A 24469-nucleotide genomic window follows, 5' to 3' on the forward strand; every position below is an offset into this window, starting at 1 on the left:
AGATAAAGAGATGACAACTCCAGACGTCCGCATTGACGAGGCCGGCACCACCGGGATCAGGCCGCTGCTCGAAATCCGCGACCTCGCCATCACCTTCAAAACCGGTGGCGGCGAAGTCAAGGCAGTACGGGACGCACACCTGACCATCATGCCCGGCGAAACCGTGGCCATCGTGGGGGAGTCCGGCTCCGGCAAGTCCACCACTGCGTTGGCGGCCATTGGCCTCCTGCCCAACAATGGCAAGGTATCCGGCGGCCAGATCCTGCTCGACGGCGAGGACATTGCACACGCCAGCGAGCAGCGCATGATCGAACTGCGCGGCAACACCATCGGCATGGTCCCGCAGGACCCCATGTCCAACCTGAACCCGGTCTGGAAGATCGGCTACCAGGTCCGGGAAACACTGCGCGCGAACGGACGGCCCAGCGGGCCGGACGACATCGCCAAGGTGCTTTCCCAGGCAGGGCTGCCGGACGCCAAGCGCCGGGCCAACCAGTACCCGCACGAGTTCTCCGGCGGCATGCGCCAGCGAGCCCTGATCGCCATCGGCCTGTCCTGCCAGCCGCGGCTGCTGATTGCCGATGAGCCGACGTCGGCCCTTGACGTGACGGTCCAGCGGCAGATCCTGGACCACCTGGAAACCATGACCAACGAACTGGGCACCTCCGTCCTGTTGATCACCCACGACCTCGGCCTGGCAGCCGAGCGCGCGGACAAGGTCGTCGTGATGTACCAGGGCCGCGTCGTTGAAGCCGGACCGTCGCTGGAACTGCTCCGCAACCCGCAGCACCCGTACACCAAGCGGCTTGTGGAGTCGGCCCCGTCCCTCGCCAGCCGCCGTATCCAGGTGGCGAAGGAACAGGGCGTGGAGACGACCGACCTGCTGGCGCCTGCTGCCGAAACGGCGAAGTCCGATACCTTCCTGCAGATCCAGGACCTGCGGAAGGTGTACAAGCTCCGCCAGGGGCTGGGCAAGGCTGCGGATTTCGCGGCCGTCGACGGCGTGAGCTTCGATGTGCGGCGCGGAACCACGACGGCGATCGTGGGGGAGTCGGGGTCCGGCAAGTCCACGGTGGCCAAGATGGTGCTCCAGCTTGAGAAGCCGACGGAGGGCCGGATCCTGTTCGACGGCGTCGACACCTCGGCGCTGAAACCGGCCGAACTGTTCAAGTTCCGCAGGCGGGTCCAGCCGATCTTCCAGGACCCGTACGGCTCGCTCGATCCGATGTACAACATCTACCGCACGATCGAAGAACCGTTGCGGGTCCATAAGATCGGGGACCAGGCAAGCCGGGAAAAGAAAGTCCGGACCCTGCTGGACCAGGTGGCGCTGCCCCAGTCCGCCATGCAGCGGTACCCGAACGAGCTCTCCGGCGGGCAGCGGCAACGTGTTGCCATCGCCCGCGCCCTGGCGCTCGATCCGGAGGTGATCATCTGTGATGAGGCCGTCTCCGCCCTGGACGTCCTGGTGCAGGCGCAGGTCCTGAACCTGCTCGCCGACCTCCAGGCCAACCTTGGGCTGACCTACCTGTTCATCACCCACGACCTCGCCGTGGTGCGGCAGATCGCCGACCACGTGTGCGTGATGGAAAAGGGCCGGCTGGTGGAAACCGGTTCGACGGACGATGTCTTCGAGTCGCCCCAGCAGGACTACACCAAGGCGCTGCTCAACGCCATTCCCGGTGCGAAGCTGATGCTGCCTCCTGAGGTGGCGTAGGGCGCAGCCCAAACAAGTGGAGCCGGGACGGTGGGTCCCGGCTTCACCTGTTTAGCCTTAGTCCTGCAGCCCGCTGGTGCCGCCGGGGACTGCCGCCAGCGAACCCTGGTCGGCGGCCGACGTCCGATCCAGTTTCAACTCCCTGAGCCGTCGCTCAAGGATCCCGCCCAGGGCCACGCGGCCGGCGGCGTTCATGTGGACGGAATCAGCCAGGTCCTTGGCGAGTCCGTAGCGGGTCAGCCAGTCCCCGGCTGAAACAAAAGGCAGGCCGTGGGCGGCGGCCACGGACCCCACCAGGGCGTCCACTTCGCTGCGGCGACCGCCGCCGTTGTCCGCGCCGCGTGCCAAGGTGCCGATCATTGCCATCCGAGTGCCCGGGTAGCGGGTTTTGAGATCGGCGATCAGCCGCTCGGCGTTGCGGACAATCTGGGTGTTGCTCGCGCCGCTGGCCGCGTCATTGCCGCCACCTTCGATGACGATCAGCGCCGGGGTGCCTGAAGGGAGCAACCAGTCCCCGCGCTCCAGGGCGTCAACGTAGTTGCCGGTGGCACCGTTTGCCGCGACGTAACCCGTGCCGCCCCGGCCGCAAAAATACACGTCGTACCCGGCAGCGGCGAGGCCCAGGCGCGGCCAGCCGTCCAGGGGTTCAGACTGGGAATCCCCGATCAGCAGGACAGTCCTGCTGATGTCCGGTAGCACTGCCTCAAGCCGTCCGTTCCCGGTATTGAGCAGCCGGGACGTGGCTGCAACGTTCGTCTTCATGGCGGCGGCGGGGGCCTGTCCACCGGAGGCTGCGGCCCGCGAGAGGGAGCTGACCCCGTCGCCGGCAGGCGCCCCGCACCCGGCCAGCCCCAGGACCGCTGAGGCCGCCAGGAGGCCGGACGCCACCATAGTGGCGGCGCGGGCGGCGCCGCTGGGCGTGGTGGCCGTCGCACGGGGCATCGTGGTCTCCGACTTGCTCTGAAGGTGGGCTCTGCGTCACAGCAATCATGCCACGCTCCCGGAAGTGCCAGTGAATTTCGTCACACTTTGCCGGGCCAGCCCTGCCAGGATGCACCCTGCGGGCACGTGGTCCCGCCGGATTTTAGGCCAACAAATGGCTCACCGGCTAGAATAGATGCAGGCGCCCTGTGCCAAGGGCCTTGTCCGTCGTGCGTTCCAGTTGGAAATGTCGCGATACAACAGCTGACTCCACTGAATCGAGCAATTACGCATGTCTGAAACCACCACCAACACCGCGGTGGCCACTGCATCCCGCAGTGACCTCCGCAATGTCGCGATTGTGGCCCACGTTGACCACGGCAAGACCACCCTGGTCGACGCCATGCTCAAGCAGACCAACTCCTTTGCCGAGCACAACCACCTCGAAGACCGTGTGATGGACTCCGGTGACCTGGAGCGTGAAAAGGGCATCACCATCCTGGCCAAGAACACCACGGTGGCTTACAACGGTCCGTCCTCCAACGGCGAGACCATCACCATCAATGTCATCGACACCCCGGGCCACGCCGACTTCGGTGGCGAGGTGGAGCGCGGCCTGTCCATGGTCGACGGCGTCGTGCTGCTCGTGGACGCTTCCGAAGGTCCGCTGCCGCAGACCCGCTTCGTGCTCCGCAAGGCACTCGCCGCGCACCTGCCGGTCATCCTGCTGGTCAACAAGACCGACCGCCCTGACGCGCGCATCGAAGAGGTCGTCCACGAGTCCATGGACCTGCTCCTGGGCCTCGCCTCCGACCTCGCGGACGAAGTGCCGGACCTGGACCTGGACAAGATCCTCGAAGTGCCGGTCGTCTACGCCGCAGCCAAGGTTGGCCGCGCCTCCCTCGAGCAGCCCGCCGACGGCACCGCTCCGGAGAACGAGGACCTGGAGCCGCTCTTCAAGACCATCATCGAGCACATCCCGGCCCCCACCTACAACCCGGAGGGTGTGCTGCAGGCGCACGTCACCAACCTCGACGCCTCCCCGTTCCTGGGCCGCCTCGCACTGCTGCGCATCTACAACGGCACCCTGCGCAAGGGCCAGACCGTTGCCTGGGCGCGCGCCAACGGTGAGCTCAAGAACGTCAAAATCACCGAACTGCTGGCCACCAAGGCGCTGGAGCGCGTGCCGGCCGAATCCGCCGGCCCCGGCGAAATTGTGGCCGTCGCCGGTATCGAGGAGATCACCATTGGTGAGACCCTGACGGACGCCGAGAACCCGCAGCCGCTGCCGCTGATCACGGTGGATGATCCCGCGATCTCCATGACGATCGGTATCAACACCTCGCCGCTGGCCGGCAAGGTCAAGGGTGCCAAGGTCACTGCCCGCCAGGTCAAGGACCGCCTGGATAAGGAACTGATCGGTAACGTCTCCATCAAGGTGCTCCCCACCGAGCGTCCCGACGCCTGGGAAGTCCAGGGCCGTGGCGAGCTGGCGCTGGCCATCCTGGTGGAGCAGATGCGCCGCGAAGGCTTCGAGCTGACCGTCGGCAAGCCGCAGGTTGTGACCAAGCTGGTGGACGGCAAGATCCACGAGCCGATGGAGCACATGACCATCGACGTTCCCGAGGAATACCTGGGTGCCGTGACGCAGCTCATGGCCGCCCGCAAGGGCCGGATGACCAACATGGCCAACCACGGCACCGGCTGGTGCCGCATGGAGTTCATCGTCCCGGCCCGTGGCCTGATCGGTTTCCGTACCCGGTTCCTGACCGACACCCGCGGTGCAGGCATCGCCGCTTCCATCTCCGAGGGCTACGAGCCTTGGGCCGGTCCCATCGAGTACCGTACCAACGGTTCGATGGTTGCCGACCGTGCCGGTGTTGTGACCCCGTTCGCCATGATCAACCTGCAGGAACGCGGCTCCTTCTTCGTCAAGCCCACCTCCGAGGTGTACGAGGGCATGATCGTTGGCGAGAACTCCCGCGCCGATGACATGGACGTCAACATCACCAAGGAAAAGAAGCTCACCAACATGCGTGCCGCTTCCTCCGACACCTTTGAGAACCTGACGCCGCCGCGCGACCTGACCCTCGAAGAGTCGCTTGAATTCGCTCGCGAGGACGAGTGCGTCGAGGTGACCCCGGAGGCCATCCGCATCCGCAAGGTCATCCTGGACACCAACGAGCGTGCCAAGGCCAACCGCGCCCGCGCCAAGGCATAACAACGCCTGAGCACCAAGAATGCCACCGGTACTGCACCGGTGGCATTCTGCTTTAACATCCGTTCCGCTTTAATGTCCGTGCTGCGCAGCGACCCCGAGCCTGTGATGCGAGGGGTGGCGCGGGGGCGGCCGTCACCGTGCGGGGCGCCGCCGGGGAGCGGGCGGAACCTCCTTGGCCGCCACCACGCGTTCCAGGGGGATAACGACGTCGGCCCGGCGGGTGCGGATGGTGCAGGAACCGGCGTCGCATGCCAGTAAGTGGCCCAGGGCGTCGGTCAGGCCGCCGTCGATGCGGTAACGGACCACGACGCGGGTACCCGGGGCCGCAGCGGTCAGGAACCGGGCGGGCGCGGCAGCAGGCAGACTCACCAGTTCATACTAGGGTGCCGGCTAGGTTCGCGGGAACGTGCTGGGAGATAATAGGCTCAGATGTCAAGAGTCCGGCCGTGCTGCCGGATGCAAGAACCGGCGGGTCGCCGGAACCCAACGTGGAGAGGCCAGGGACGTGACGTACGTAATCGCGCAGCCGTGTGTGGATGTTAAGGACAAGGCATGCATCGAAGAATGCCCCGTGGACTGCATCTATGAGGGCGAGCGTTCGCTGTACATCCATCCGGACGAGTGCGTCGACTGTGGCGCCTGCGAACCGGTCTGCCCGGTGGAAGCCATCTACTACGAGGATGACACTCCGGATGAGTGGGCCGACTATTACAAGGCGAACGTCGAGTTCTTCGATGACCTCGGGTCTCCGGGCGGCGCGGCCAAGATCGGCAACACGGGCAAGGACCACCCGATGATCGCCGCCCTGCCGCCGCAGAACCAAGACCACTGACCCGGACGAGCGCCGTGACAGCAGCAGTGAATTCGTTTGGCCTGGCCCTGCCCGACTACCCCTGGGAGGCTATGGCACCTTATCTGGCCAAGGCGTCCAGGCACCCCGGCGGGGCTGTCAACCTGTCGATCGGCACGCCGGTGGATCCCACCCCGGCATTGGTTCAGGACGCCTTGAAGGCTGCCGCCGATGCCCCCGGCTATCCCACCGTGCACGGCACGCCGGCGCTCCGGGACGCCATTGCCGGCTGGTTCGAACGCCGGCGCGGAGTGTCCGGCCTGGATCCCCGCAACATCATGCCCACCGTGGGTTCGAAAGAACTCGTTGCCTGGCTTCCGCTGCTGCTGGGCCTCAAGCCGGGCGACGTCGTCGTCCGTCCCAAGGTGGCGTACCCCACCTACGATATCGGCGCAACCCTTGCCGGCGTCACCTCGGTGGCGACGGATAACCTGGACGAACTCGACGACGCCACGCGCGCCCGGGTACGCCTGATCTGGGTCAATTCGCCCGGCAACCCCACCGGCAGCGTGCGGGATGCCGAGTCGCTGAGGGCGCTGGTGGTCCAGGCCCGGGAACTGGGTGCCGTGGTGGCCTCGGACGAATGCTACGCGGAGCTCGGCTGGGGGGACTGGGACGTCCAGCGCGGCGGCCGTCGCGTTCCGAGCATCCTTGATCCACGCGTGGCGGGCGGCTCGCACCAGGGCCTGCTGGCGGTCTACTCGCTGAGCAAGCAGTCCAACCTGGCCGGCTACCGGGCGGCCTTCGTGGCCGGTGACCCGGACCTGATGCCCAACCTGGTCAACAGCCGCAAGCATGCGGGCATGATCGTTCCGTACCCGGTCCAGGAGGCCATGCGGGTGGCGCTGGGCGACGACGTGCACGTTGAGGCGCAGAAGGACCTCTACCGGGGCCGGCGTGAGCGGCTGGTGCCCGCGCTGCAGGCGTTCGGCCTCGAGATCAAGGAATCCGACGCCGGACTGTACCTTTGGTCCACTGCCGGGGAGGACACCTGGGACACGGTGGACCGCCTCGCGGACCGGGGCATCGTGGTGGGACCCGGCGTCTTCTACGGTGATGCCGGCAATGGTTTTGTCCGGGTTGCCCTGACCGGCACGGACGAACGCATTGACGCAGCGGTGGCCAGGCTGTCAGGAGCAGGTTCCTAGGAGCACGTAATATTCGTGTGACTCGTCCCACATCCGGGGCATTTTAGGCTGTCTCGGCGGGCTGCGGATTAGTGACACCCGCCAAGGAGCGGTAGTTTTTAAGTGACTATCAATGGTGGCTTTCTACAAGAAGGCAGCCCGGGTGTTGGAACCTGTCTTCTCAGGATCAGTGCGCGGCTCACCTGATGTTGGATCAAGCTTTCGACAGAGGCCCAGACGCCTCATGAAGGGGACTCCATGACTGAGACCAACAATGCTGCGACCCTGCTCCATGCAGGTGGCGAGCTGAAGCTCCCGCGCATCCAGGTTGTTGAAGGGAACGAGGGTTACGACGTCTCCAAGCTGCTGAAGCAGACCGGCGCCGTGACGTTTGACCCCGGCTTCATGAACACCGCAGCAACCACCTCGGCAATCACCTACATCGATGGCGATGCGGGCATCCTGCGCTACCGCGGATACCCCATCGAGCAGCTGGCGCAGCACTCCAGCTTCCTTGAGGTGTCCTACCTGCTGATCTACGGCAACCTGCCGACGCCCACCGAGCTGGATGAGTTCGACCAGAAGATCCGGCGCCACACCCTGCTGCACGAGGAGCTCAAGGGCTTCTTCGGCGGCTTCCCGCGTGACGCGCACCCCATGCCGGTGCTTTCTTCCGCAGTATCCGCGCTGTCCACGTTCTACCAGGACTCGCTGGACCCGTTCAACGCCGAGCAGGTGGAGGTTTCCACCATCCGCCTGATGGCCAAGCTGCCGGTCATCGCCGCTTACGCGCACAAGAAGTCCATCGGCCAGCCGATGCTGTACCCGGACAACTCCATGAACCTCGTGGAGAACTTCCTGCGCCTCAGCTTCGGCCTGCCGGCAGAGCAGTACGAGCTGGACCCGGTCATCGTCAAGGCGCTGGACCTGCTCCTGATCCTGCACGCGGACCACGAGCAGAACTGCTCCACCTCCACGGTGCGCCTGGTGGGCTCATCCAACGCAAACCTTTTCGCCTCGGTTTCGGCAGGCATCAACGCCCTCTTCGGCCCCGCCCACGGTGGCGCCAACGAGGCCGTCCTGAAGATGCTCCGCCAGATCCAGGCCGAGGGCCTCAAGCCCGAGGACTACATGGAGAAGGTCAAGAACAAGGAAGACGGCGTCCGCCTGATGGGCTTCGGGCACCGGGTCTACAAGAACTACGATCCGCGCGCCAAGATCGTCAAGGCCACGGCCCACGAGATCCTCACCAAGCTCGGCGGCAACGACGAGCTGCTGGAGATCGCACTCCGCCTGGAGGAGAAGGCTCTCAACGACGACTACTTCATCCAGCGCAAGCTCTACCCGAACGTGGACTTCTACACCGGCCTGATCTACAAGGCCATGGGCTTCCCCGAGAAGATGTTCACGGTCCTCTTCGCGATCGGCCGCCTGCCCGGCTGGATCGCGCAGTGGCGTGAAATGATCAGCGACCCCAACACCAAGATCGGCCGCCCGCGCCAGCTGTACATCGGCGAGCCGGAGCGGGACTACCCGGCACGCTGAAACCGGCCATAACGACGGCGGCCGCCCACCTTTCCAAGGTGGGCGGCCGCTTCGCGTTGTGCCACATTCAAGGGGACTAGGAGGCGTAGCCCTGGGGGTTGTTCTTCTGCCACCGCCAGTGGTCCTCGCACATCTGGTCCACCGTCTTGGTGGTGGACCAGCTCAGATCCGCCAGCGCGGACGTGGCGTCGGCCCAGAACGCCGGCAGGTCTCCTGCGCGGCGGCCGGTGATCTCGTAGGGGATGGGCTTGCCGACGGCCTTTTCGAAGGACCGCAGGACCTCCAGGACGGAGGACCCCTTGCCGGAGCCCAGGTTCCAGCGGAAGACTCCGGTGCGGGCGGCAATGTGGTTCAGCGCAGCCACGTGTCCTTCGGCCAGGTCGACAACGTGGATGTAGTCCCGCAGGCAGGTTCCATCCGGGGTGTCGTAGTCGCCACCGAACACCATGAGTTTTTCGCGCCGGCCCACGGCCACTTGGGCTATGAACGGAACCAGGTTGTTGGGAATGCCCTGGGGGTCTTCGCCGATCCTGCCGGAGGGGTGCGCGCCCACCGGGTTGAAGTAGCGCAGGAGTGCTATGTGCCACCGGGTGTCCGCTGCGCCAAGGTCCGAGAGGATGTCCTCGATCTGCTCCTTGGTACGCCCGTAGGGGTTGTTGGCACCGATCTCCATCTTTTCCACGTACGGAATGGGGTTGTGCTCACCGTAGACGGTGGCGGAGGAGCTGAACACGATGGAGCGGACGTCGTGCCGGTCCATGACGCGGATCAGGTTCAGCGTGCCCACCAGGTTGTTGTAGTAGTAGTTCAGCGGCTCCCGGACCGACTCACCGACGGCCTTGAGGCCGGCGAAGTGGATCACGGCGTCGATGGCGGCGCCCGCAAACACCTTTTCGACGGCAGCTTCGTCCACCAGGTCGACGTGGTGGAACTCGGCGGCCTTGCCGCTGAGCTCGGCAACCCGCCGCAGCGACTCTTCGCTCGAGTTGACCAGGTTGTCGATGACAACGACCTCGTGGCCGGCTTCCTGCAGGGAAAGAACAGTGTGGGAACCGATGTAGCCGGTCCCACCTGTAACCAAGATTCTCATGCCCCAACGCTATCCCACGGCAGGTGCCGGCCGCCCCTGCTTTCCGGATGGCGGGCGCGATGTGACACCCGGAAAGAAGCACAAGTGTGCTAATAAGGAGGGTGCCCAAAATTGTTGATGCAGATGCCAGGCGGCAGGACGTGGTCCAGGCGGTTCTCCGGATAATCGCCGTTGACGGGCTGGAGCGCGCCTCGCTGCGTGAAGTGGCTGACGAGGCCGGCCTGGCGGTGGGCTCCGTCCGGCACTACTTTGCGGGAAGTGAAGAACTCCTCACTTTCTCGTTCGGCGCGGTGGTGGACCGCATCGTCGGACGGCTCCAGCAACTGCTGCCCGCTGTCGACGGGGCCGTCCCGGGCAGCCCGGAGCACCGCGAGGCCGTTTTAACCCTGCTGGGCGGATTGCTGCCGCTGGACCAGGAGAGCGCGGTGGAGGCCTGCGCCTGGCTGGCCTTCAAGAACGCAGCGCGGATCAGGCCGTTCCTTGCAGGCGTGGCGGACCGCAGCCACCGGGAGGTCGCCGCCGTCGTCGGGACGGTGGTTGCCGCGCTGCTGCCGGACGAACCGCAGGACAACCTGGTACTGGAGGCGGAGCGGTTGTTGGCCACCCTGGACGGCCTGTGCATGCACGCGTTGCTGCAGCCGGGTTGGATGACTGCGCAAATGTGCCGCGATGTCCTTGACCGGCACCTGGACAGCCTTGCCCGATGACCGGTACCCGGAGCATGTCCGGCACTACCGCGGATGGCCTGCGGGAATAGACTGAAAGCCGGTACGCCGGACAGCCTCATGATGTCCGGCGGAAGGCGGCCAGGGAAGGACTTTGAATGCACCACGCAAGCGGTTCAGGATGGCAAATCACCACGGACACGTCCGGACCGATGATGATTGCGCTCTACGTCCGGGATGCGGCGGCCCTCAACGGCGTGGGCCGTCCCGTGCTGTCCCACGCGGCTCCCAAGATCAGGTCCGCCGACCACACCCACCTGACCGCGGAGGTTGGTGGACTCAGCGCACTGAAGACCGAATGGGAGGCCTGGTGGGACCAACTGCTCAAGGCGCACCCGCAGACGGTGCCCGAACTCTCTCCACCGGATTTTGAGGCGTTCGGCAACTCCCCGGCCCTGCAGCGTGTCCTGCAGGCGCACTTCGGCTCAGCCCTCACCTGGGCCAGGGAACGCAGGAGCGAGTATGCCGAACTGGAGGGGGAACGGGTCGCCAGCGGCACCGACCAACTGCTTGCGGAGATGGTGGATGACAGGCTGATGGAAATCGGGCGCGATTCGCGGGACTTCCGGCTGACCATCATCGAACTGCCGCTGGACGAGCAGCGGGCGTGGTACCTGGAACCGGACAAGATCATCATGAGCCAGGAACTGATGGGCCAGCCGGAGCTGTTCCGCAGCTACGTCCAGCCGGTGCTGGAAATCCTGGTCTGACCCCGCAGGCTCAACTGCCGCCGTCGCCCTGCCGCAGCGTGATGCGCACCTGCCCGGCTGCCGTGGTGGAATCCTGCCAGTCGCCTCCTGAACGCTGCCACGTCCGCCCGGCAACATCAACGCGGGTCACCGCCAGGTCCTTGGCGTTGGCCACTGCCCACTGGGCAATGGACCACGCCATCTCCCCGTCGGCTTCCACTACCAGGGTGGCGCCGTCTGCCTGGGAATCCACGCCACCGTATGCCTGCTCCAGTTCGCCAGCCACCGCGGCCGCATCCCCTGTGGCGGTGGCCGAGCGCAGCGTGCACTTGACCCCCTCCGGTGTCTGGCCGGTCAGGCCGGAGGCAAACGCCCGGCCCATGTCCTCGTGCTGGGCGTAAGCGCCGGGATGGGCCGAGCGCTGAACCCGCTGGGCGGCATCGGTGATGTCGAGCGCCTCGTACCCTGGAATCTTCACCAAAGCGTCGTAGAAAGCGTTGACGGCGTAGTACGGGTCCATGATCTGCGCTTCGCTGCCCCAACCCTGGGAGGGCCGCTGCTGGAAGAGCCCCCGCGAATCCGGACCGGCTTGGTCCCCGTGCCCGATGTTGCGCAGCTTCGACTCCTGCATGGCGGTGGCGAGTGCGATGGTGGCAGCGCGGGCCGGCAATCCACGCCGCACCGCCACGGCGGTGATGAGGGCGGCGTTGGCCGCCTGGTCCGGTGCCAGCTCCCCGCTGCGGTTGCCCGCAGAGGCAGTGCAGCGTTCCGAAACGAGGGTTTCGGAACGCTGCACGAAGTACACAGCGGTATAAATGCCGCCCGCTGCCAGCGCGAGGGCCAGCAGGAGGACCGCCAGGCGGCGCAGGCCGCGTCTTCGTCCCACCGGCGGATCAGTTGGCGTGCAGGGCGTCGTTCAACTCGACGGTCTGGCCGGCGCGGGGGAGCGCCTCGACGGCGCCGGTGGTGGAGTTGCGGCGGAACAGCAGGTTGGGCACGCCCGAGAGTTCAGCAGCCTTGACGATCTTGGTGGTGTCTTCGCCGACCTCGTCCTTGGGACCGGGGATGCGCACCCGGGTGCCGGCCGTGACGTAGAGGCCGGCTTCGACAACGGAGTCATCGCCGATGCTGATACCCACGCCGGAGTTGGCACCGAGCAGCACACGCTCACCGATAGTGATCTTTTCCTTGCCGCCTCCGGACAAGGTACCCATGATGGATGCGCCGCCGCCGACATCGCTGCCGTCACCGGTCACGACGCCGGCCGAAATGCGGCCTTCCACCATGGAGGTCCCCAGGGTTCCGGCGTTGAAATTGACGAAGCCCTCGTGCATGACGGTGGTGCCGGCGGCCAGGTGCGCGCCAAGGCGGACCCTGTCGGCGTCGGCAATCCGCACGCCGGTGGGCACCACGTAGTCCACCATCCTCGGGAACTTGTCGATGCCGTAGACGGTGACGGCGCCGCGCCGGCGGAGCCTGGCGCGGGTCAGTTCGAAGCCTTCGACGGCGGCGGGCCCGAAGTTGGTCCACACGACGTTGGGGAGCTTGCCGAAGATGCCGTCGAGGTTGATGGTGTTGGGCTTGACCAGACGGTGCGAGAGGAGGTGCAGGCGCAGGTAGGCGTCGGCGGTGTCCGCGGGGGCTTCATCGAGGTTGATCTGGACGAACACGACCTTCTGCTCGGTACCGCGGTCCTCGTCAGCGCCGTTCTCGGCAATGCGGGTCAGGGTTTCGTCGGCGTGCTCCACCGAGCGGAGGTTCTCGGCGGCGACACCAAGCGCCGGTGCCGGGAACCAGACGTCCAGGACGCTTGCATCGCCGGTGGCGATGGTGGCGACGCCAAAGCCGTGGGCGGAACGGTCATCGGTGTCAGGGGTGAGGGTTTCGGGCACGGCAGAGGAAGCGGTCTCAGTCATGTGCTCCAGTCTATCGAGGGGCGGGCAGCCCGTTCGAACTAGACTGGCTTCGTGACTGCTGAAACCGCCTCTGACTCGTCCCTGTCCATCCTTGACCTGCGCCAGGACGTGGCGTTGCTGACTGCCGCGGTGATGGACATCAACAGCGTGTCGGGCAATGAGAAGCAGCTCGCGGACGCCGTGGAAGCCGCTTTGCGGGGGATTCCCCAGCTGACCGTGGTCCGGGACGGGGACGCCATCGTTGCCCGCACGGAACTGGGCCGCAGCGAACGCGTCATCCTCGCCGGACACCTGGACACGGTCCCGCTGCCCCTGACGGAAGGTTCCAGGGGGACGGTCCCGTCCAGCTGGGACTCCGGCGTTCCTGGCGAAGGCATCCTCTACGGCCGCGGAGCCACGGACATGAAAGGCGGCGTGGCGGTCCAGCTGGCGCTGGCAGCAGGAATGTTCGACGGCGGCGCCCAGCCCGGACGCGACGTCACCTTCGTCTTCTATGACCACGAGGAAGTGGAGGCGGTCAAGAGCGGACTGGGACGTTTGGTCCGCAACCACGGCCACCTCCTGCAGGGGGACTTCGCCATCCTGCTGGAACCCACGGACGGCACGGTGGAAGGCGGCTGCAACGGAACCAGCCGGTTCGAGGCCAGCACTTCCGGTGAAGCCGCCCATTCCGCACGCGCCTGGATGGGCAGCAACGCCATCCACGCCGCGGCCCCCATCCTGGCGCGCCTGGCCGCCTATGAACCACGTACCGTCACCGTTGACGGCCTGGATTACCGCGAAAGCCTTAACGCGGTGAAGATCAACGGCGGTACGGCCGGCAACGTCATCCCCGACCGCTGCGTGGTGGAGATCAACTACCGGTTCGCCCCGGACAAGACCCCGGACCAGGCGGAAGCCCACGTCCGTGAGCTGCTTGCCGGCTTCGACGTGGTCCGCACCGATGCCGCGGCCGGCGCCCGCCCCGGCCTGCAGCACCCTGCTGCCGCCTCTTTCGTTGCCGCCGTGGGAGCCGAGCCCAAGCCCAAGTACGGCTGGACCGACGTCGCCCGTTTCAGTGAGCTGGGCATCCCGGCGGTGAACTTCGGCCCGGGCGACCCGCTGCTGGCGCACAAGGACAACGAACACGTATCCGCCGACGCAATCCGCGCCTGCCTCCGGGCGCTGCAGGATTGGCTCGCCGGATAATACTGTTTGTATTAAAAAGAGCAGGTCCGCAACTCCCGGGAGTTGCGGACCTGCTCTTTGTTCAGGGTGTGCTAAACGGGTCCGGCGTGTCCGACCTGAAGGTCCGCCGTCGTGTTTGCAGTTGCCACGCCGCCAGCTGCCTTCCGGGAGCCGCGGCGTTCGATCCACACCGCAATCCTGGACACGGAGATGTTGATGGCAATGTAGATCGCTGCCGCCACAAAGAAGATCGGGAACAGGTACTGCGTTCCCAGGAAGTCCGCCATGACCTGCACCGCCCGCAGCAGCTCGCCGTAGGCCACGATGTAACCCAGCGAGGTGTCCTTCAGGAGGACCACCATCTGCGCTACAAGGGACGGCATCATGCGCCGGATCGCCTGCGGCAGTTCGATCAGCATCCGGGATTTGAAGCTCGTCAGGCCAATGGCCAGGCCGGCTTCGCGCTGTCCTTTGGGGAGGGACTGGATACCGGCACGGATGATTTCAGCGAACACCGCCGCGTTGTAGAGGACCAGGCCGGCAACGACAGCGATGAATGCGGACGTACCGAATCCGAGGAGGATAAAGAGCATCATCAGGACAACGGGCATACCGCGAAGGAATTCGAGGATGATGCGCATGGGTATCCGGATGACCGCCGCGTCTGAAATCCGCAGGAGGCATAGCAGCAGGCCAAGCGGAAATGCGATGACTGCTGCCAGGGCGGCTGCGGACAGGGTCGAACCAAGGCCGTTGCCGAGAAGCCGCCAAACATCGGCGCGGGTGAAAATCTGCCAGCGGCGGCCCTCGAAGATGCCTTGCTGGGCCAAGGTCATGACCACCCAGGCCAGCAGGCCAAGGATCAGGAGACCGCCGATGATTGAAGCAATGAGTGAAACCCGGCGTGCTTTGGGGCCGGGGACGTCATACAGGACGGAGCTCATCGGGCAATCGCCACCTTTCGTTCCACCGTGTTGGCGAGGATTCCCAGCGGAACGGTGAGGAGCAGATAGAAGAAAGCCGTGCCCAACAGGACTGTGATGACCGCGTCACCGTTGGCGTTGGCCAGTTGCCGGCCATAGCCGAACAGCTCCAGGACAAAGAAGGCGCCGGCAACGGATGAGTTCTTCACCAGCGCGATCAGGATGTTGATCAGCGGCGGGATCACCGTCCGCAGTGCTTGCGGAAGAATGATGAGCGAGAGTACTTGGCTGAACTTCATGCCAATGCTGCGGGCTGCTTCGGCTTGGCCCACGGGCACGCTGTTGACGCCCGACCGGACAGCTTCGGCGATGAACGCGGCCGTGTACGTACTGAGGGCGATAATTGCGGCGACCTCGAACTGCTCAAATTTGACCCCGAGGCGGGGGAGCACGACCGCCGCGAAGAAGAACGCGATGGTCAGCGGTGTGTTGCGGAGTACTTCCACGTAGACGGTGCTGAAACCGCGCAACGCCGCCACCGGGGATACCCGCGCTGCGGCCAGCAACGTTCCGAGGATCAGCGCGAAGATACCCGATACGACGGAAAGGAAAAGAGTGCGGAGAAAACCCTCCCAATACAAGGGCAGGTTTTCAATGATGACGTCCATAAGATCCTTCGGCTGTATGCGTGGACGGAGTGAAGGCGGTGGTGCCGGGGCTGCTTGGCGGCCCCGGCACCTATGGAACGCTGCTCAGTAGCGGTTGATGGCCGGCAGGCTCGGTGCAGTCTTGATGACTGAACCTGCGGTGGCTTCCCAGGCCTTCTTGTAAGAACCGTCCTTCTCGAAGGACTCAAGCTGGTCGTTGATCCAGTTACGGAACTCCGTGTCGCCCTTCTTCAGGCCGATGCCGTAAGGCTCCTTGGTAAAGGTTTCTTCTGATGCAAGCTTGAAAGCGTCCGGCTCCTTGTCAACGAACCCGGCGAGGATCACGTTGTCAGTGGTAACAGCTTCAACCTGCTTGTTGCGCAGCGGCTCCAGGCAGGCGGAGTAGGTAGCGGCAGGCACCAGTTCGGCGCCGTACTTGTCCACGATGGTCGCAGCGGGGGTGGAGCCGGTTACGGAGCAGACCTTCTTGCCCTTGACGTCCTCGGGCTTCTTGATGGAGTCGTTGTCCTTGTTCACCATCAAGGCCTGGCCTGCTTCGTAGTACGGGCCGGCGAAATCAACGACCTGCTTGCGCTTGTCGCTGATGGTGTAAGTCGCGATGACGATGTCCACCTTGCCCTGTTCGATGAAGGGCTCGCGGTTTGCGGAGACAGTTTCGGACCATTCGATCTTGTCAGCGGCGATGCCCAGCTTGGCGGCGATCAGTTTGCCGATTTCAACGTCGAAACCGACGGGCTTGCCATCCAGGCCGACCTGGCCGAACAGCGGCTGATCGAACTTGGTGCCGATCTTGATGGTGCCGGCGGAGGACAGCTTCTCCATGGTGGTACCGGCTGCGAACGACGGCTTCTCGACGGGGCTCGGGTTGCTTGAGCCTCCGGAGTCTCCGCCACCGCAAGCGCTAAGGGACAGGGCGAGGGCGGCTGTAGCCGCCACGACGAAGGACTTTCGTCGGGACATAAATGCCTTCATGACATTCCTTTCATTGATGGCCGTTGGGTTCTCGGCCTGGATGCGAACTGAGTGTGGTTGCTTGGGGATCAGTGCGTGAGGAGCTTCGAGAGGAAGTCCTTGGCACGGTCGCTCTTCGGGTTGTTGAAGAATTCCTCCGGGGTGGCGTCCTCCACGATCTGGCCGTCTGCCATGAAGACCACGCGGTCAGCAGCCTTTCGGGCGAAGCCCATCTCGTGGGTGACCACGATCATGGTCATGCCTTCCTTGGCCAGCTGGACCATGACGTCCAGGACCTCGTTGATCATTTCGGGGTCGAGCGCGGACGTGGGTTCATCGAACAACATGACCTTCGGCTTCATTGCCAAGGCGCGCGCGATGGCGACGCGCTGCTGTTGTCCGCCGGAAAGCTGGGCGGGAAGCTTGGGCGCCTGGTGCCCTACGCCTACCCGTTCCAGGAGTGCCATGGCATCTTTCTCCGCGGCCGTCTTGGAAACGCCTTTGACCTTGATGGGCCCGAGCGTCACGTTTTCAAGGATGGTCTTGTGTGCGAAAAGGTTGAAAGACTGGAAGACCATGCCAACATCGGCGCGGAGCTGGGCCAGTTCCTTGCCTTCCTCGGGCAGGACTTTCCCGTCGATGGTGATGGTTCCACCCTCAATGGTTTCCAGGCGGTTGATGGCGCGGCAGAGGGTGGACTTACCGGAGCCCGAAGGTCCGATGACCACAACAACCTCGCCCTTGCGGACCTGCAGGTTGATGTCCTTCAGAACGTGCAGCTGGCCGTAATGCTTATTAACGGCGTTCAGGGAGACGAGGGCATCGCCGGGCACATGAGTAGTCATAGGAAAGAATCTAGCGAACAACGGTGGGTTATGACGCCAATCACCCCAAGTTCATGCCGATCGTGATTCAAGAGATACCTGGAGTCGGAGGTTAGCCTAGGGGAATGAGTACCAACGCTGATCCGGCCAAGACAACCCAGCCACGCCGCAAAGGGCCCCTTGAACTGCGCCGCAAGCAGGCCGCCGTGGAAATGTCCGACCAGCATCTGCTCGATACCAAAGGCCCCGGCCAGTTCGTCCACACCGACCCCTGGCGGGTCCTGCGGATCCAGAGCGAATTCGTCGAAGGATTCGGTGCGCTGGCGGACATTGGAAAGGCCGTCAGCGTTTTTGGTTCCGCCCGCACCAAGCCCGGCAGCAAGTACTACGAAATGGGCGTCGAGGTGGGGCGCAAGCTCGCCGAGGCCGGGGTGGCGGTTATCACCGGCGGCGGCCCCGGATCCATGGAGGCGGCCAACCGGGGGACGGTGGAAGGCAACGGCGTATCCGTGGGCCTGGGCATTGAGCTGCCCTTCGAGCAGGGCCTGAACCAGTGGGTGGACCTGGGTATCAACTTCCGCTATTTCTTCGCCCGCAAGACCATGTTCGTCAAGTACGCGCAGGGCTTTATCGTGCTGCCGGGCGGCCTGGGCACCCTGGATGAGCTGTTCGAGGCCATGGTCCTGGTCCAGACACGGAAGGTGACGTCGTTCCCGATCGTGCTCCTTGGCGTCGAATTCTGGGGGCCGATGATCGAATGGATCCGGGGCACCCTGGTGGCCGAGGGAATGGTCTCGGAGAAGGACCTGGACCTGATCCAGCTCGTTGACGATCCCGCCGAAGCGGTGGACCGTGTGCTTCACGTTGCCGTGACCCCGTCCATGAATGGTGAGCAGCGGCCGGAGTAGTACAGGGGCCACGGCCTGGCCCGGTTCCGTGCCGTGGGCCGCGGACCGGCGGGATGGATCTGGCACGATGGGACAGTGAGTTTCTTTCTGGTATTCCTCGCCGTGGTCCTGGTGGCGGCGGTCCTGTGGGCCGGCCTGGGCCGGCGCTCCCGCGGTACCGGCGGTGCCGGGCTGCCTGCACTGCTGGGTGCCGGCCTCGAGGACCCGCCCGCAAACCTCCCACCGGTCTTGCTGCCGGCACACGCCGGACCTGAGGACGTGGACCAACTACGGTTCTCGCTCGGGCTGCGCGGCTACCGGATGGACCAGGTGGACCAGGTCCTGGAGGACCTGCGGGACCAACTCGCCGCCAGGAACCGGGAAGTGGCGGAGCTCCGCAGCCGGCTGGCTGCGATGGAAGGCGACGTACCGGAACCGGATTCCGACGCCGGCCCGGCCGCCCCCGCGAACCCGGCACCGGCTGACCCGGGCACCTCCGCGGACGCGGACGAGGCCGCCCGCGGGACCGCCGTGCCGGGGACGGGCGGCCCGTGAGCACGGTGGACCGCCGCAGCCCCCTGGCATCTGCCCACACTGCCGCACTCCGGGCTGCTTCCGCCGTCCGCGGCTGGCCGTGGTGGATCCAAACCACTGTCCTGTATGCCGCCGCCCGCCTGGTCTCGGCGTGCATCTTCATGGCCGCCGCGCTCCACCAGGGCGTCAACCCCTGGTTCCCGCCGAAGCCGGACTACTGGAATTTCATCAACATCTGGGATGCCCGCTGGTACGCCACGGTCATCGCCGATGGCTACCCTTCCGTGCTCCCCACGGACGCCGCCGGAAACGTGCAGGAAAACACGTGGGCCTTCTACCCGCTTTTTCCCGCGCTGGCCGGCGGGCTCAGCCGCCTCACCGGCATGAATTCCGCCGCATCGCTGACCGTGATCGCCATGCTGGCCGGCTGGGGCGCCGCGTTGCTGGCCTACGTCCTGTTCCGGCAGCGGGCGGACCATGGCCAGGCGATGTGGGGCGTCGCGTTCTTCTCGACCTTTCCCGTTTCGGCCGTGCTGCAGGTGCCGTACGCCGAACCATTGTCCCTCCTGCTGCTTGCGTGGGCCCTCCTGCTGGTGCTGCGCCGCCAATACCTGTGGGCCATGCCGGTGGTGTTCGTGCTGTGCCTGTCGCGGCCCGTGGGCGTGCCCTTCGCGGCCATGGTGGGCCTGCTGCTGGTCTGGCGCGCCGTGGACCGTCTCCGGGGCGGCGCCGCGCCGGGAACGGAAGAAGAATCCCACTCGGTGCGGGACCTCGCCGCGCTGACTGGACTCACCGCCGTCGCAGGTGTGTCCGCACTGGTCTGGCCTGCTGCCGCGTGGGCCGCCACGGGTGACCCACAGGCCTACACCAAGACCGAAACTGTGTGGCGGGGGCAGGACCTGGTGCCGTTCAAGCCCTGGTTCGATACCGGCGTCGAACTTTTCGGCCCCGTCCTTGGCCTGCTGGCGCCGTTGGTCTTTGTGGCACTGTTCGGCGTGATGCTGTTCCTTCCCCCGGTAGTGCGGCTCGGTGCCGAACTCCGGCTGTGGTGTGCCTGCTACATGGGCTACCTGCTGATGTTCCTCCACCCGCAGACCAGCACGTTCAGGATGCTGCTGCCCCTGTTTCCGCTGGCCCTGGGCGCTGCCTTCCTTTCCCGGTCCCGGGCTTACCGCGGAACCGTGGTGGCCATGTTCGTGCTGTTGCAGATCGTGTGGATCGTGTGGCTGTGGGCCTGGGCCCAGCTGCCGGGAGGCGGCGATTATCCGCCCTAGCGGGAGGGGCTTCCGTGCAGGTCAGGCCGGGAATGCCCGGCGCACGGAAATGTCCATCGATTAGCTACGTGCGGGTAAATCCGCGATAATAGTAAGTAAGCAAGGACACAAGCATCCAGAAAACGCGCAGCCTCGGCGGGGGGAGCACCACCCCGCCACAGCCGCTTGATCGACATGCGGACCCAGCCCGCCCGGGCTGATCAGTCCTGGAACAAAATGGAGGGGAATTCCTCATGGCGGCTATGAAACCACGTACCGGCGACGGCCCAATGGAAGTCACCAAGGAGGGCCGCAGCCTGATCATGCGCGTCCCGCTCGAAGGCGGCGGGCGCCTCGTGGTCGAGCTGAACGCTGCCGAAGCAGCCAACCTCAAGGAATGCCTGGTGGGCGTTACCGAATAGTCGTGCCGGACAGGGTCCGTGGCCTCGTGCCGCGGACCCTGTCCTGTTTCCGGCCTACTTCTTGACGGCGACCAGCAGGCCGTCGCCGGTGGGGAGCATCGCCGACGCCAGCCGGTCGTCGTCGCGGATGGCCCTTCCCACCTGGCGCAGCACCACCGTAGTGGCCTCGCGGCCGGCCGGGTTGGCCACCTTGTCCTTGTCCAGGGCGTCATTGATAATCAACAGGCCCGACCTCTTGAGGAGCCGGATGGCCTGCTCGACGTAGCCGGGCAGGCCGGGCTTGTCGGCGTCGATGAAGACCAGGTCATACGCGCCGTCAGTGAGGCGCGGCAGGACATCGCCGGCCCGGCCGGAAATGGTGCGCGTGCGGTTGGCCGGACTGCCGGACTCGGTGAACGCCTCGCGGGCCGCGCGCAGGTGTTCGACGTCCACGTCAATGGTGGTCAGGACAGCGTGCGGGCCAAGGCCCCGCAGCAGGCAGACGCCGGAGACACCGGCGCCGGTGCCGATCTCGACGGCGGTCTGCGCCTTCGACGCGGCAGCAAGGACCGTCAGGACCGCGCCGACACCGGGGCTGATGGCACTCACGCCCAATTCAAAGGAACGTTCCCGGGCCCGAAGCATGACCTCATCCTCAGCGGGCAGATCTTCTGCATAGGACCAGCTGCTGGACTTGTCGGCGCTCATGAATTATCGCTTTCTGGGCGTGAAGGGGGAATGTCCCCTTTAGCCTACTGTGTCCGGCCCCGCCGGCCCGGGAAGAGGCTGTTGCGCCGAAGGCTGAAGTTACCCTGCGGTCAGGAAATTCCCAGCCAAGTTTGACATGATTGGAATCCGCTCATCCAAAAGGTGACCGGCGCCGAATCAGAGATGTCAACAGTATCCGGGCGTTAGCATTCCACGAGGGGAGTGGACGATGTCATCTTCAGTTGTGGCACCTGTCCCTGCAGTCAACAATCCCGATGATGAGTGGGTCCGTCCCACCTGGGAAGAAGTGGTCACCAATCACTCCGCGAAGGTCTACCGGCTGGCCTACCGCCTGACCGGGAACAAGTTCGACGCCGAGGACCTCACCCAGGAGGTGTTCGTCCGCGTCTTCCGTTCACTGGAAAACTTCAAGCCGGGCACCCTGGACGGCTGGCTGCACCGCATCACCACCAACCTGTTCCTCGACCAGGCGCGCCGGAAGACGCGCATCCGGTTCGACGCCCTGGCGGAGGACGCCGAGTCCCGGCTGCCCGGCCGCGAACCGGGCCCCGAGCAGAGCTTCGAGCTGAACAACCTGGACCTCGATGTCCAGGCAGCGCTGGAGGAACTCCCGCCGGACTTCCGTGCCGCCGTCGTCCTCTGCGACCTCGAAGGCCTGTCCTATGACGAAGTGGCCGAGGCGCTCGGCGTCAAACTCGGCACCGTCCGTTCCCGTATCCACCGCGGCAGGACCATGCTGCGGGAAAAGCTGGCACACCGTGACCCGCGCCCGCACCAGGGACGCCGCAAGCTCTCCATGCCGCGCATAGCGGGCATCCTCTGATCGGCGCATGAGGTCCCAGTTTCCTTTCGGCGGCAAGCACCAGCGCTCCGGCAGCCACCTCGAGGCGTGCCAGGAGTGTGCCGCCACTGTCCGCCGGGAACGGCAGTACCTTGAGCGCCTCCGCCAAGCGCCGGTCCCGCCCGCCAGCGAGGACCTGACGGCACGGCTTCTGGCGCGCACCCACGAACTTGCGGCGCAGCCTGAAGCACCCGCGGGCCCCACCGGAAGCCGGATGGCCGCCCGGGCCCTGGCGTTCACCGCGGGAGGGACCATGGCCGCGGCCGGCGTGCTCGCCGTGGGGGCGTTCACCGCAGCGGGGGATCCGGTGGCGGGGGAACCGTCAGGAACGGAGGCGGCGTTTTCCCACGTTTCCTCGCAGAGCCCAACGGATGGGCGCCCGCTGGATCCCGCCCAACTGGCCTCGCTGCGTTCTGAAGGCTGGGCCTGCCCGGAACTGCAGGCCATGGGATTCCACCTCGAAGCCGCACGGGCGGTGCTGGTGGAAGGACAACCGGCGGTGGAGCTGCGCCTTACCGACGGTGCCCATCACGCCACGGTCACCGAGCAGCACCCGTCCAAACCGGGTGCCGGGACGTCGCAGGCGTGGTCCTTGACCCCGGCGTCCGCGACCTACCGGACCGCCGGCCTCACCATCACCTACCGCTCGGACCTTCCTGCGGCGCGGGCCGACGACGCCCTTCCGATCCTCAAGAACGTCGCTGATGCCGCCACCGAGGGTGTTGCGGCCTCCGTTCCAGAAGCGTCCGCAGGAAAGTCCGGGGAGCCGCTGGAGTCACGGCTGGAGCGCGGCATCAGCAAGATCGCAGCCCTGTTCACCCCGTGACGCGGACTGTTTCCACGTCAGCCGGACGGGAATCGTCACTGGCAGCCCGGAGAGGGTAATCTTCCTAAAGTGTTTGGTATCAACGGCCCGGAATTCATAATTCTGCTGATCATAGGCGTTCTCGTGATCGGCCCCCAACGGCTGCCCGAATATACCCAGAAGCTGGCAAACCTGGTCAAGGAAGTCCGCCGGATGGCCTCCGGTGCCCGTGAGCAAATCAAGGAAGAAGTAGGCATCGACATCGACGATGTCGATTGGAAGAAGTACGATCCCCGCCAGTACGACCCCCGCCGCATCATCAAGGAAGCACTTTTCGACGACGACACCAAACCCGTCAGCGCCGGAGCCCCGGCCGCGGTGGCGGCGGTTTCCGGCGCGGCTGCAGTGGCCGACGCCGCACCTTCCCGTCCTGAGCGGGTTGTGGAGCGGCTCGCCCCGGGCGAAACCGCTCCCTTCGATACCGAAGCCACCTAGGGCGCTGGTCAGCGGGGCTGGAGGCCCAGCTTCATCCCGGCAAGGCCCCGCGGTGTGGCGGCAAGCTGCGCCGCGATACCTGTCAACGCCACGCCTGCCGCGGAATCGGGCCGGCCAAGCACGATCGGAACCCCGGCGTCACCGCCCTCGCGAAGTTGGATATCCAGCGGAATCTGGCCCAGCAGCGGCACCGGAACGCCGAGCGTGGTGCTGAGCCGCCCGGTAAGGACTGTCCCGCCGCCGCTTCCGAAGAGTTCCATCCTGCCGCCGCCGGGCATGTCCAGGTACGACATGTTCTCAATGACACCGGCGATCTTCTGGCCGGTCTGGGCTGCGATCGCACCCGCGCGTTCGGCCACGTCCGCTGCCGCAGCCTGGGGCGTGGTGACCACCAGGATCTCAGCCTTGGGCAGCAACTGCGCCACCGAAATGGCGATGTCCCCGGTCCCCGGGGGAAGGTCCAGGAACAGTGCGTCCAGGTCGCCGAAGTAGACGTCCGTGAGGAATTGTTCCAGGGCCCGGTGCAGCATGGGTCCCCGCCAGGCGACAGGCTGGTTCCCGGTGACGAACATCCCGATGGAGATGACCTTCACACCGTAGGCAACCGGGGGAAGGATCATGTCATCCACCTGGGTGGGAGCCTGGGTGATGCCCATCAAGGCGGGGACGGAGAAACCGTAGACGTCCGCGTCCACGATGCCCACTCGCAGGCCCCGGGCAGCCAAGGCAGTGGCAAGGTTTACAGTCACCGAGGATTTCCCCACCCCGCCCTTGCCGCTGGCCACCGCATAGACCTTGGTCAGCGACTCGGGCTGGTTGAACGGGATGGTGCGTGCGCCGCCGGGGCCGCGCAGCTTCTCCTTGAGCGCATCCCGCTGGGCCTGGTCCATGACCTTCAGGTCGACGTCGACGGCGGTGACGCCGGGGACCGCGGACAGGGCCTTGCGGGCATCGGCTGTGATCGTGTCCCGCAGCGGGCAACCCGCAATGGTGAGCAGGACTGCGACGGTGACCCGGCCGTCGTCGGACACCTGGACGGAGTCCACCATCCCCAGTTCGGTGATGGGGCGGCGGAGCTCAGGGTCAATAACGGTTGCCAGGGCGTGGGTGACGGCCTGGAGCAGCGCGGAGTTGCTGGATGGTGCCGGATCCATGGGGGCGCTCACGTGAGGGGCCTCGGCTTTCGTGCT

At 65.6% G+C, this 24469-nt stretch carries 26 protein-coding genes; 15 read left to right on the forward strand and 11 right to left on the reverse strand.

Going from position 1 to position 24469, the window contains the following annotated elements:
* Positions 1–10: 10 nt before the first annotated feature.
* A complete protein-coding gene (locus AC4EEO_RS05645) occupies positions 11–1717 on the forward strand; it encodes a dipeptide ABC transporter ATP-binding protein (RefSeq protein WP_109863723.1) in 1707 nt (568 codons plus the stop codon).
* Positions 1718–1774: 57 nt separating this feature from the next.
* Here AC4EEO_RS05645 and AC4EEO_RS05650 read toward each other — a convergent pair whose 3' ends face one another.
* A complete protein-coding gene (locus AC4EEO_RS05650; RefSeq protein WP_491340080.1) occupies positions 1775–2659 on the reverse strand; it encodes an SGNH/GDSL hydrolase family protein in 885 nt (294 codons plus the stop codon).
* Positions 2660–2930: 271 nt separating this feature from the next.
* On the opposite strand from AC4EEO_RS05650, the gene typA reads away from it, so the two are divergent.
* Complete coding sequence (typA, locus tag AC4EEO_RS05655) at positions 2931–4859, forward strand: translational GTPase TypA (RefSeq protein WP_109863725.1); 1929 nt, start codon at positions 2931–2933, stop codon at positions 4857–4859.
* A 132-nt stretch (positions 4860–4991) separates the two neighbouring features.
* On the opposite strand, the gene AC4EEO_RS05660 is transcribed toward typA, so the two are convergent.
* Positions 4992–5228, reverse strand: a complete 237-nt coding sequence (locus AC4EEO_RS05660) for a putative acetyltransferase (protein ID WP_133831020.1) — start codon at positions 5226–5228, stop codon at positions 4992–4994.
* A 136-nt stretch (positions 5229–5364) separates the two neighbouring features.
* Here AC4EEO_RS05660 and fdxA point away from each other — a divergent pair, with 136 nt between their 5' ends.
* The 3 genes from fdxA (at position 5365) to AC4EEO_RS05675 (ending at position 8381) form a co-directional block, all read left to right on the forward strand.
* Complete coding sequence (gene fdxA / locus AC4EEO_RS05665; protein ID WP_009356972.1) at positions 5365–5691, forward strand: ferredoxin; 327 nt, start codon at positions 5365–5367, stop codon at positions 5689–5691.
* 14 nt (positions 5692–5705) lie between these two features.
* Positions 5706–6857, forward strand: a complete 1152-nt coding sequence (dapC, locus tag AC4EEO_RS05670) for a succinyldiaminopimelate transaminase (RefSeq protein ID WP_133831019.1) — start codon at positions 5706–5708, stop codon at positions 6855–6857.
* 237 nt (positions 6858–7094) lie between these two features.
* The gene (locus tag AC4EEO_RS05675) at positions 7095–8381 is read left to right on the forward strand and encodes a citrate synthase (RefSeq protein WP_018760317.1); all 1287 of its coding nucleotides are present in this window, start codon (positions 7095–7097) and stop codon (positions 8379–8381) included.
* 76 nt (positions 8382–8457) lie between these two features.
* Here AC4EEO_RS05675 and galE read toward each other — a convergent pair whose 3' ends face one another.
* Positions 8458–9471 carry a UDP-glucose 4-epimerase GalE gene (gene galE, locus AC4EEO_RS05680; RefSeq protein WP_109863728.1) on the reverse strand — a complete coding sequence of 338 codons (1014 nt, stop codon included), beginning with the start codon at positions 9469–9471 and terminating at the stop codon, positions 8458–8460.
* A gap of 101 nt (positions 9472–9572) precedes the next feature.
* Between galE and AC4EEO_RS05685 the strand changes: the two genes are divergently transcribed.
* On the forward strand, positions 9573–10178 hold the full coding sequence (locus AC4EEO_RS05685) for a TetR/AcrR family transcriptional regulator (protein WP_491330222.1): 606 nt from the start codon (positions 9573–9575) through the stop codon (positions 10176–10178).
* Positions 10179–10294: 116 nt separating this feature from the next.
* A complete protein-coding gene (locus tag AC4EEO_RS05690; protein ID WP_109863730.1) occupies positions 10295–10906 on the forward strand; it encodes a hypothetical protein in 612 nt (203 codons plus the stop codon).
* Positions 10907–10916: 10 nt separating this feature from the next.
* Here AC4EEO_RS05690 and AC4EEO_RS05695 read toward each other — a convergent pair whose 3' ends face one another.
* Both AC4EEO_RS05695 and dapD read right to left on the reverse strand, forming a co-directional pair.
* Positions 10917–11771, reverse strand: coding sequence for a transglycosylase SLT domain-containing protein (locus AC4EEO_RS05695; RefSeq protein ID WP_133831016.1), 855 nt, complete (start codon positions 11769–11771; stop codon positions 10917–10919).
* 7 nt (positions 11772–11778) lie between these two features.
* Positions 11779–12801, reverse strand: a complete 1023-nt coding sequence (gene dapD, locus AC4EEO_RS05700; RefSeq protein ID WP_109863732.1) for a 2,3,4,5-tetrahydropyridine-2,6-dicarboxylate N-succinyltransferase — start codon at positions 12799–12801, stop codon at positions 11779–11781.
* 51 nt (positions 12802–12852) lie between these two features.
* Here dapD and dapE point away from each other — a divergent pair, with 51 nt between their 5' ends.
* Entirely contained in the window at positions 12853–13989 is a 1137-nt protein-coding gene (dapE, locus tag AC4EEO_RS05705; RefSeq protein ID WP_491340081.1) for a succinyl-diaminopimelate desuccinylase, read from the forward strand.
* Between the two features lie 71 nt (positions 13990–14060).
* Here the strand turns inward: dapE and AC4EEO_RS05710 are convergent, their stop codons facing one another.
* From AC4EEO_RS05710 to AC4EEO_RS05725, 4 genes are all read right to left on the reverse strand, one after another.
* On the reverse strand, positions 14061–14912 hold the full coding sequence (locus tag AC4EEO_RS05710) for an amino acid ABC transporter permease (RefSeq protein WP_018760310.1): 852 nt from the start codon (positions 14910–14912) through the stop codon (positions 14061–14063).
* Complete coding sequence (locus tag AC4EEO_RS05715; protein WP_018760309.1) at positions 14909–15559, reverse strand: amino acid ABC transporter permease; 651 nt, start codon at positions 15557–15559, stop codon at positions 14909–14911. Before AC4EEO_RS05715 ends, AC4EEO_RS05710 begins: the two co-directional genes overlap by 4 nt.
* Before the next feature lie 84 nt (positions 15560–15643).
* Entirely contained in the window at positions 15644–16531 is an 888-nt protein-coding gene (locus AC4EEO_RS05720; protein WP_018760308.1) for a glutamate ABC transporter substrate-binding protein, read from the reverse strand.
* A gap of 68 nt (positions 16532–16599) precedes the next feature.
* Positions 16600–17355 (reverse strand): amino acid ABC transporter ATP-binding protein, encoded by a 756-nt coding sequence (locus tag AC4EEO_RS05725; protein WP_026264268.1) that lies wholly within the window; start codon positions 17353–17355, stop codon positions 16600–16602.
* Between the two features lie 104 nt (positions 17356–17459).
* Here AC4EEO_RS05725 and AC4EEO_RS05730 point away from each other — a divergent pair, with 104 nt between their 5' ends.
* The 4 genes from AC4EEO_RS05730 to AC4EEO_RS05745 all read left to right on the forward strand — a co-directional run bounded on the left by AC4EEO_RS05730 (position 17460) and on the right by AC4EEO_RS05745 (position 20430).
* Positions 17460–18242, forward strand: coding sequence for an LOG family protein (locus AC4EEO_RS05730; protein WP_018760306.1), 783 nt, complete (start codon positions 17460–17462; stop codon positions 18240–18242).
* A gap of 75 nt (positions 18243–18317) precedes the next feature.
* Positions 18318–18776 carry a DivIVA domain-containing protein gene (locus AC4EEO_RS05735; RefSeq protein ID WP_018760305.1) on the forward strand — a complete coding sequence of 153 codons (459 nt, stop codon included), beginning with the start codon at positions 18318–18320 and terminating at the stop codon, positions 18774–18776.
* Entirely contained in the window at positions 18773–20029 is a 1257-nt protein-coding gene (locus AC4EEO_RS05740) for a hypothetical protein (RefSeq protein ID WP_018760304.1), read from the forward strand. The genes AC4EEO_RS05735 and AC4EEO_RS05740 overlap by 4 nt, the downstream gene beginning before the upstream one ends.
* A gap of 233 nt (positions 20030–20262) precedes the next feature.
* Entirely contained in the window at positions 20263–20430 is a 168-nt protein-coding gene (locus AC4EEO_RS05745; RefSeq protein ID WP_009357720.1) for a DUF3117 domain-containing protein, read from the forward strand.
* 54 nt (positions 20431–20484) lie between these two features.
* Here AC4EEO_RS05745 and AC4EEO_RS05750 read toward each other — a convergent pair whose 3' ends face one another.
* On the reverse strand, positions 20485–21117 hold the full coding sequence (locus AC4EEO_RS05750; protein ID WP_018760302.1) for an O-methyltransferase: 633 nt from the start codon (positions 21115–21117) through the stop codon (positions 20485–20487).
* Between the two features lie 229 nt (positions 21118–21346).
* Between AC4EEO_RS05750 and sigE the strand changes: the two genes are divergently transcribed.
* The 3 genes from sigE to AC4EEO_RS05765 all read left to right on the forward strand — a co-directional run bounded on the left by sigE (position 21347) and on the right by AC4EEO_RS05765 (position 23279).
* Positions 21347–21961: an RNA polymerase sigma factor SigE gene (sigE, locus tag AC4EEO_RS05755; RefSeq protein WP_109863734.1), complete on the forward strand. Its 615-nt coding sequence runs from the start codon at positions 21347–21349 to the stop codon at positions 21959–21961.
* Positions 21962–21968: 7 nt separating this feature from the next.
* On the forward strand, positions 21969–22805 hold the full coding sequence (locus AC4EEO_RS05760; RefSeq protein WP_018760300.1) for a hypothetical protein: 837 nt from the start codon (positions 21969–21971) through the stop codon (positions 22803–22805).
* A 69-nt stretch (positions 22806–22874) separates the two neighbouring features.
* Positions 22875–23279 (forward strand): twin-arginine translocase TatA/TatE family subunit, encoded by a 405-nt coding sequence (locus tag AC4EEO_RS05765; protein ID WP_018760299.1) that lies wholly within the window; start codon positions 22875–22877, stop codon positions 23277–23279.
* A gap of 8 nt (positions 23280–23287) precedes the next feature.
* Here the strand turns inward: AC4EEO_RS05765 and AC4EEO_RS05770 are convergent, their stop codons facing one another.
* The gene (locus AC4EEO_RS05770) at positions 23288–24433 is read right to left on the reverse strand and encodes an Mrp/NBP35 family ATP-binding protein (RefSeq protein WP_491340399.1); all 1146 of its coding nucleotides are present in this window, start codon (positions 24431–24433) and stop codon (positions 23288–23290) included.
* Between the last annotated feature and the right edge of the window lie 36 nt (positions 24434–24469).

Source organism: Pseudarthrobacter sp. MOO13 (genome assembly GCF_058267655.1).